We start from the raw sequence: 8,727 nt of genomic DNA on the forward strand, positions 1-8,727 counted from the left end.
GGGGGGGGGGGGGGGGGGGGGGGGGGGGGGGGGGGGGGGGGGGGGGGGGCGGCGCCCCCCCCCCCCCCCCCGCCCCCCCCCCCGGGGGGGGGGGCCCCCCCCCCGGGGGGGGGGGCCCCCCCGGGGGGGGGGGGGGGGGGCCCCCCCCCCGCGCCCGGGAACAGGCCGACCTTGACCTCGGGCAGACCGAGGCGGGTCTTGGGATTCTCCGCCGCCACGCGATAGTGGCAGCACAGCGTAATCTCGAAACCGCCGCCGAGCGCGAGGCCGTTGATCGCCGCCGCCCACGGCTTGCCGGAGGTTTCGATCGAGCGCAGCACCTGCGAGAAGCGCCGGCTCTGCTCGAACAGCATCTGGTTCGCGGCCGTCTCGCCCTGCTCCCCAAACACTTTTGCGTAGGCCTGATTCATGCCCTCGAGCATGGAAAGATCGGCACCCGCGCAGAACGCCTCCTTGGCGGAGGTGATGACGACCCCCTTCACCACGGCGTCGGCCGTGGTCGCCTTGACGATCGCGTCGAGCTCGCTGGTCGATGTCTCGTCGAGCACGTTCATCGAACGGCCCGGGATGTCCCAGGTCACGAGCGCGATGCCGTCGGAATCGGTCTCAACCTTGAAGTTCTTGTAAGCCATGCTGGTTGCTCCCTGCCCTTAGACGCGTTCGATGATGGTCGCGGTGCCCATGCCGCCGCCGATGCACAGCGTCACCAGTGCGGTCGCCTTGTTGGTGCGCTCGAGCTCGTCGAGCACCGTCCCGAGGATCATGGCACCGGTCGCGCCGAGCGGATGGCCGAGCGCGATCGCACCGCCATTGACGTTGATCTTGGCGTTGTCGATGTCGAAGGCCTGGATGTAGCGCAGCACAACCGAGGCGAAGGCCTCGTTGAGCTCGAACAGGTCGATGTCCGACTTCTTCATGCCCGAGCGCGCGAACAGCTTTTCGGTGACATCAACCGGGCCGGTCAGCATCATCGCGGGCTCCGAGCCGATATTGGCGAATGCGCGGATCCTTGCACGCGGCTTCAGTCCGTACTTGCCGCCGGCTTCCTTGCTGCCGAGCAAAACGGCGCCGGCACCATCGACAATGCCCGACGAATTGCCGGCGTGGTGCACGTAATTGACGCGTTCGATTTCCGGATGCGACTGCACGGCGACGCCATCGAAGCCGCCCATCTGCGCCATCATCGTGAACGCCGGCTGCAGCTGCGCCAGCGACTGCATCGTCGTCGAAGGACGCATATGCTCGTCCTTGGCGAGGATGGTGAGGCCGTTGATGTCCTTCACCGGGACGACCGACTTGTCAAAGCGGCCTTCTTCCCAGGACTTCGCCGCACGCTGCTGGCTCTGCACCGCATAGGCGTCGACGTCGTCACGCGAGAAGCCGTATTTGGTCGCGATCAGATCGGCCGAGACACCCTGCGGCATGAAATAGGCCGGCACTGCCATCGACGGGTCCATCGGCCAGGCGCCGCCGGAAGCACCGATGCCGACGCGGCTCATCGATTCGGCGCCGCCGCCGATCACGAGCTCGTGCTGGCCGCTCATCACCTGGGCTGCGGCAAAATTCACGGCATCGAGGCCGGAGGCGCAGAAGCGGCTGATCTGCACGCCCGGCACCGCTTCGCCCAAGCCCGCCTTCAGCGCGGCAAAGCGCGCGATGTCGGAGCCGGCTTCGCCGACCGGATCGACCACGCCGAGAATGACGTCATCGACGGAATCTTCGGGCAGGTTGTTGCGGTCCTTGAGCGCCTTGAGCGGCACGGTCGCGAGCGCGAGCGCGGTGACTTCGTGCAGCGCGCCGTCCGCCTTGCCGCGGCCGCGCGGGGTGCGGACGTGGTCGTAGATGAATGCCTCAGGCATGACGCCCTCCTGATGTGATGATCTTGTGGTCGTGATCCGGTCGCAGCGAAAGCGGCTTCAGAACGCTTCCGCCGGCAGTTCCATGATGGTGGCGCAGCCGGCCTGGATGCGCGCGAGATTGGCGGCGGTCTCCGGCAGCATCCGCTCCATGAAAAAACGGCCGGTGACGAGCTTGGTCGAGAGATAGGGCGTCGTCCCGCTCTCGGCAATCTTGGCTTGCGTCACCTTCGCCATCTTCGCCCACATATAGCCGAGCGCGACGAAGCCGAAGAGATTGAGGTAATCGGTTGCGGCGGCACCGGCATTGTCGGGCTTGGCCATCGCGTTCTGCATCAGCCAGGTGGTGGCCTGCTGGAGATGGCCGAGCGAGGCCGAGAGCGGAGTGATGTAGGGCTTCATCGCCTCGTCGCCGCCGTTCTCCTTGGCGAAGGCCATGACCTCGCCGAAGAACGCCATGATGGCGCGGCCGCCGTCGCGCGGCAGCTTGCGGCCGACGAGGTCGAGCGCCTGGATGCCGTTGGCGCCTTCGTAGATCATGGCGATGCGCGCATCGCGCACGAACTGCTCCATGCCCTGCTCGGCGATGTAGCCGTGGCCGCCATACATCTGCTGCGCCTGCACCGCGTTGGCGAAGCCGTAATCGGTGAGAAAGCCCTTCAGAACCGGGGTCATCAGGCCCATGTGATCGTCGGCGGCCTGGCGGTCCTTGGGATCCTCGGAGCGATGGGCGACGTCGCTCTTCAGCGCGGTCCACATCACGAAGGCGCGCGCGGCCTCGTTGAAGGCGCGGATCGACAGCAGCGTGCGGCGCACGTCGGGATGGACGATGATCGGATCGGCCGGCTTGTCCGGCGCCTTGGCACCGGTGAGCGAACGGCCCTGGATGCGATCCCGCGCATAGGCGACCGCGTTCTGATAGGCCACTTCCGACTGCGCGAGACCCTGCACGGCGACGCCGAGGCGGGCCTCGTTCATCATCACGAACATGCCCTGCATGCCCTTGTTCTCTTCGCCGATCAGCCAGCCGGTGGCGTTGTCGTAGTTCATCACGCAGGTGGAATTGCCGTGAATGCCCATCTTGTGCTCGATCGAGCCGCAGACCACGCCGTTGCGTGCGCCGACCGAACCATCGGCATTGACCAGGAATTTCGGCACCACGAACAGCGACACGCCCTTGATGCCGGCGGGCGCGCCCTCAATGCGGGCAAGCACGAGGTGGATGATGTTGGGCGCGAGGTCATGCTCGCCGGCCGAGATGAAGATCTTGGTGCCCGTGATCTTGAAGCTGCCGTCGGCCTGCCGCACCGCCTTGGTGCGGAGCATGCCGAGATCGGTGCCGCAATGCGGCTCGGTCAGGTTCATGGTGCCGGTCCACTCGCCCGCCACCATCTTCGGCACGTAGGTCTGCTTCTGCTCCGGCGTGCCGTGGACGATCAGCGCCGCGGTCGCGCCCATGGTGAGGCCGCCATACATCGAGAACGCCATGTTGGCGGAGATCTGGAATTCGTTGACCGCCTGGCTCAGCGTCACCGGCAGACCCTGGCCGCCGAACTCGGTTGGTGCCGACAGGCCGAGCCAGCCGCCCTCGGCGACCTGCTTGAACGCCTCCTTGAATCCCGTCGGCGTGGTGACGCTACCGTCATCGGCGCGCTTGCAGCCTTCGAGATCGCCCACGCGATTGAGCGGCTGCAGCACTTCTTCGGCGAGCTTGGCAGCTTCGCCGAGAATGGCTTCGCGCACGTCGCTCGACGCGTCGGAGAAGCCGGCCAGATTGTCGTAGCGGTCGATCTGGAAGACGTCGTTGAGCAGGAAGTTCACGTCTTCGACGGGGGCTTTGTAGATCGGCATGGTGGTCTCCCGGCAGGCCTTGAAGTGACGGTATTGGCTTAGGATTGAGTGGCGGCAAGCTGTTCCGCCATCAGGCGATGCAGCATGTTGATCGCCTTCAGCGGCCGCACCATCACCTTGAAATGCGTGATGCGCCCCTCGCCGTCGAAGCTGATGATGTCGACGCCGTTGATCTCGATGCCGTCGATCATGGTCTTGAATTCGAGCACGGCGCCGCTCTCACTCTTCCATTCGCCGACATAGCTGAAGCCGGGACCGCCAAGCACCTTCTCAGCGCTGGCCAGATATTTGAAGGTGATGTCGCGGCCGCGCTGCGGCGCGTGCACGACAGGGCTTTCGAAGACGGCGTCGGGATGGAGCAGGTCCCAGAGCGCTGCCCGGTCATGCGACTTCATGTAGCCGTACCAGGACTCGAGGCCGGTCATTCAGGTGCCTCCCTAAAGGCTCGGGCAAAAAAACGCGAAAACAACCCCATGCACAGTAGCGCGAAGGTTGATTCCATTGGGGTTTTCGGGGCGGTTTTTGCCCTCGTTATTGGGTCGCCTCATATGCACATTGACGCATATGCGCCGATGCGCATAAAGTCAAGCCAATTGGTTAAGATCGACAACAGGAGGACCGGGTCATGGCTTTGGGCGACGCAATCCTCGCATGCCTGACGGAACGTCCGATGACGGGCTACGAGCTCGCCAAGACATTTGATTCCTCGATCGGCTTCTTCTGGAAGGCCGACCACCAGCAGATCTACCGCGAGCTCTCCAAGCTGCGCGACCGCGGCTACATCCAGGGCCGCGAGGTCGTGCAAACCGGCAAACCCAATAAACTGATCTATACGCTGACTCCGGAGGGTCGAACAGCGCTGCGGCACTGGGCCGCGCGGCCAAGCACGCCCCCTTCCATCAAGGATGACCTCCTGGTGCGGCTGCATGCGCTGGACAGCATCGGCCTCGAGCCCATGCGCACCGACCTGATGGCCCGGCTCGAGCACCACCGCGATCGCCACGAGAACTACGAGCGCATCCTGAAGAAGCGCTTTCCGGAAGGGGCGGCGTCCGGCGTGCTCGACCTCGGTAATCTCCTCCTGCTTCAGCTCGGCGCCCGGCACGAGCAGATGGTGGCCGATTTCTGCGAAGAAGCGCTCGAGGCCCTGTCGGCGATGAGCGCAAGCGGCACCGTTGTGCCGCTGGAGGATGGCAAGCGCGAGGGCAAGGGCTGAGGTGTCTCTGCTTCGTCATGGCCGCGCTTGTGTGCAAGCCACCCGCACCCCGCCGCCCAACTTTAAGACACCGTCAACGGGTTCCTTAACCCGTTATTTACCGTAACAGACAAAAGTCGATTTTCGAGGCAGACGACCCGCGCCAAATCCGATTGTCTTTGCAACCGGCACGCGAGGGAAGACTGGAGGCGCCGGGTGGGGCGCCGGAGTCGGAACCGGACAGAGTCATGAATTCGCGCGTATCGTGGAGTGTTGACGGCATCGATCCATCCGTCCGGGAGCGGGCCGAAGCTGCTGCGCATCGCGCCGGCATGTCACTCAACGATTGGCTGAACTCCACGCTCGGCGAGACCGCTCCGCCGAATTTTCGCGGACTTTACGACCAGCGCCCGCAGGCCCAGCAGGTTCCGAGTCACGTGCCGAGCCAGGAAAGCCGCGAAGTCGCCGACATCCACCAGCGGCTCGACGCCATCACCCAGCAGATCGAACGGATTTCGAAGCCGGCGCCGCGGCAAGATTCTTCGCGCCAAGATCCTTCGCGGCAAGACACTTCGCGGCCAGACGTCTCGCGCGAGCAGGGCGTTGCGCGCCAGCTCAACGACGCGATCTCGCGGCTCGATGCAAGGCTGTCGCAAATCTCAAAGCCGCAGCAGGCTCCGGCACAGCGACAGGCCCCCGTTGAAATGCGCCAGCGCCAGGCCGATTCGGTCGAGCGCGCGGCAGCACAGGTCTATCGCAACTCACCGCCCCTGAGCCCCGCTTCGTTCGACGTCGCGGTGGCCGAGATCACGGCACGGCAGAGCGAGCTCGACGGCTTTACGCCCAGGCAGATGCCGCCGCGCGCCGCGCCGCCGATCGCGCCCGCGGCAGCTCCTTACGCGCCCCCGATGGCGCCGCCCGCGCCTGCCTATGCTCCGCCGCCACCCCAGCCGGGGCCGGATTTCTCTGCGCTTGAGCGCCATCTGCTCAAGATCACGAGCCAGATCGAATCGCTGCAGCGCCCTGACAATACCGAGCAGGCGATCAACACGTTCCGCAGCGAGCTTGCGGAGATCCGCAACGCCATCACCGAGGCGATGCCGCGCCGCGCGATCGAATCGATCGAGAACGAGATCCGCTCGCTGCATCGGCGCATCGACGAGACCCGCTCCAACGGCACCGACGGTCAGGTCCTGTCCGGCATCGAGCACGCGCTGTCCGAGATCAAGCAGGTGCTCCGCACGCTGACGCCGGCCGAGCAGCTCACCGGCTATGACGAGGCGATCCGCAATCTCGGCGCCAAGCTCGATCTGATCCTGCGCGCCAATGACGATCCTTCCACGGTCCGCCAGCTCGAAGGCGCGATCTCGGCGCTGCGTGGCATCGTCTCCAACGTTGCCTCCAACGAAGCGCTGGCACGGCTCTCGGACGACGTGCAGCTGCTGTCGTCCAAGGTCGACCAGGTCACCCGTGCGTCCGGCCAAGGCGACAGTTTTGCGGTGCTGGAACAGCGCATCGCGGCGCTCACCGCCGCTCTGGAAACGCGCGAGCGCCCACAGCCATCCGAGAGCAGCGAGCAACTCGAAAGCGCGATCCGCGCCCTGTCCGACCGTTTCGATCGCATGCAGGTCGGCAACGACTCGGCTTCGACCTTCGCTCATCTTGAACAGCGGGTCTCGTATCTGCTGGAGCGGCTCGAGGCCGCCTCCGATCCGCGCAACGGCAATTTCAGCCGCGTCGAGGATGGGTTGCACGACATCCTGCGCCACCTGGAGCGGCAGCAGGCGACCTATTCCGCGCTGGCGGAGAGCCGCAACTCCGCGCCGCCCGCCGATTCCGGCATGGTCGATCTCGTCAAGCGCGAGCTCTCCGACATCCGCTTCAGCCAAGCCGAGACCAACCGGACCACCCAGGATTCGCTGGAGGCCGTCCACAACGCCCTTGGCCACGTCGTCGATCGTCTCTCGATGATCGAGGGCGATCTTCGCAATGTGCGCACCGCGCCGCCCGCCCCTGCGGCGCAGCCGATGCCGAAGCCGATGGCCGCTCCCATGGCGCCCGCGCCGATGGCGCACGAGCCGCGGCCGCAGCAACAGCACCCGAAATACGATCCGAAGCCCGAGCTGCCCAATCCAGCCGCCGCGCAGGCGGCGCACGCCGCCTTCGCCGCCGCGCCGCGCGAATTCCAAGCCGCCGCGCCGGCGGCGCCGCCGATGCCGATGGCACCGCCGGTTCCGCCACGCGCGATCAGTGAAATCCTGGAGCCGCATACCGCGCCCACGCGCGCCGCGCTTGCGCCCGAACTGCCGCCGGATCATCCGCTCGAGCCGGGCACAAGGCCGGGTGCACGCATCGCCACGCCGTCCGAGCGCATCGCTGCGTCCGAAAGCGCAATCAGCGAAATCCCGGCCGCGCCCAAGGAGCCGGTGTCGTCGTCGAGCTTCATCGCTGCCGCGCGCCGCGCAGCGCAAGCCGCCGCCGCGCAGCCACCCGAGAAAACCGGCCGGGCCGCCAAGGCGTCTGCCGGCCGCGCCAAGGACAAGGGCCAGGAAGGCGGGTCGACCATCACCTCGAAGATCCGCTCGCTGCTGGTCGGCGCGAGCGTGGTCGTGATCGTGCTCGGCACCTTCAAGATGGCGATGAACCTGCTCGATGGCAGCAGCTCGTCGCCAGCGCCGCAGGCGATGGAGAATACGTCGAGCGAGCCCGCGCCGCGAGCCCTGCCGTCCATTGAGAACAAGCCCGCCGCGCCAGAGCAGGTCACGCCCTCGATGACCTCGCCGACGCCAATCGGAAAGCAGTCGCAGAACAATGCCGCGCCGGGGTCCGTGACGAGCCCGAGCGGCACCGCTTCGGTCGAAATCCCGCAAACCGCGGCGCCAACCCCGCCTGCGGCGTCGAGCGACGTCACCGGCGCGCTGTCCGGCACGAGCCGCGCGAAACTCGCGATGATCCAGGTGCCGCCGACCGAGAAGCTGCCTGACGGCATCGGTGGCCCCGGCTTGCGCACCGCCGCGATGAAGGGCGATGCGACCGCGGCCTACGAGATCGGCGTGCGCTTTGCCGAGGGCAAGGGCGTGGCCGCGAATTACGACGAAGCCGCCAAATGGTACGACCGTGCGGCGCAGGCCGGCGTCGTGCCCGCAACCTTCCGCCTCGGGACACTCTACGAAAAGGGTCTTGGCGTGAAGAAGGACGCCGACATCGCCCGCCGCTACTACACGCAGGCGGCCGAGCGCGGCAACGCCAAGGCGATGCACAATCTCGCGGTGCTCGACGCCGATGGCGGCGGACGCGGAGCCAATTACAAGAGCGCGGCACTGTGGTTCCGGAAGGCCGCCGACCGCGGCGTCGCCGACAGCCAGTTCAACCTCGGCATCCTCTATGCCCGCGGCATCGGGGTCGAGCAGAACCTCGCCGAGTCCTATAAATGGTTCACGCTCGCCGCCGCCCAGGGCGATGCGGACGCGGCCGGCAAGCGCGACGACGTCGCCAAGCGGCTCGACCCGCAATCGCTCGCCGCCGCCAAGCTCGCGATCCAGACCTTCAGCGCCGAACCGCAGCCCGACGACGCCGTCAATGTTGCGGCCCCGAACGGCGGCTGGGACAGCGCCCCGCAGGCCAACGCGAAGCCTGCGCCGAAGCCGGTTGCCGCCAAGCGCGCGGCCTCGGCTGTGCATTAATCGGTTTAGTACGCTTTCTCCTCTTGTCGTGGGCCCGCGGGGCCCGGGGGCCCCCCAATAAAGAGGCGGGGGGGGGGGTAGGGGTAAGGTGGGGGGGGGTGTTTGGCCCGCCCAACCCCCGGCGGGGGGGGGGGGGGGGTGG

The 8,727-nt window shown here is 66.8% G+C and carries 6 protein-coding genes; 2 read left to right on the forward strand and 4 right to left on the reverse strand.

The window, feature by feature from the left end; genetic code table 11:
- From AC0L23_RS35950 to AC0L23_RS35965, 4 genes are all read right to left on the reverse strand, one after another.
- On the reverse strand, positions 1 to 632 hold a 632-nt coding region (locus tag AC0L23_RS35950), incomplete at its 3' end, for an enoyl-CoA hydratase-related protein (RefSeq protein WP_473358098.1).
- 18 nt (positions 633 to 650) lie between these two features.
- A complete protein-coding gene (locus AC0L23_RS35955; protein ID WP_018460017.1) occupies positions 651 to 1,859 on the reverse strand; it encodes an acetyl-CoA C-acetyltransferase in 1,209 nt (402 codons plus the stop codon).
- A 57-nt stretch (positions 1,860 to 1,916) separates the two neighbouring features.
- Positions 1,917 to 3,707: an acyl-CoA dehydrogenase C-terminal domain-containing protein gene (locus tag AC0L23_RS35960; protein ID WP_085357787.1), complete on the reverse strand. Its 1,791-nt coding sequence runs from the start codon at positions 3,705 to 3,707 to the stop codon at positions 1,917 to 1,919.
- Positions 3,708 to 3,745: 38 nt separating this feature from the next.
- On the reverse strand, positions 3,746 to 4,132 hold the full coding sequence (locus AC0L23_RS35965) for a nuclear transport factor 2 family protein (protein ID WP_018460019.1): 387 nt from the start codon (positions 4,130 to 4,132) through the stop codon (positions 3,746 to 3,748).
- 200 nt (positions 4,133 to 4,332) lie between these two features.
- Here AC0L23_RS35965 and AC0L23_RS35970 point away from each other — a divergent pair, with 200 nt between their 5' ends.
- Both AC0L23_RS35970 and AC0L23_RS35975 read left to right on the forward strand, forming a co-directional pair.
- Positions 4,333 to 4,923 carry a PadR family transcriptional regulator gene (locus tag AC0L23_RS35970; RefSeq protein WP_018460020.1) on the forward strand — a complete coding sequence of 197 codons (591 nt, stop codon included), beginning with the start codon at positions 4,333 to 4,335 and terminating at the stop codon, positions 4,921 to 4,923.
- 227 nt (positions 4,924 to 5,150) lie between these two features.
- On the forward strand, positions 5,151 to 8,585 hold the full coding sequence (locus tag AC0L23_RS35975; protein ID WP_085357785.1) for a tetratricopeptide repeat protein: 3,435 nt from the start codon (positions 5,151 to 5,153) through the stop codon (positions 8,583 to 8,585).
- The last annotated feature ends 142 nt before the right edge of the window (positions 8,586 to 8,727 follow it).

The organism is Bradyrhizobium sp. MI1.4 (assembly GCF_055811315.1).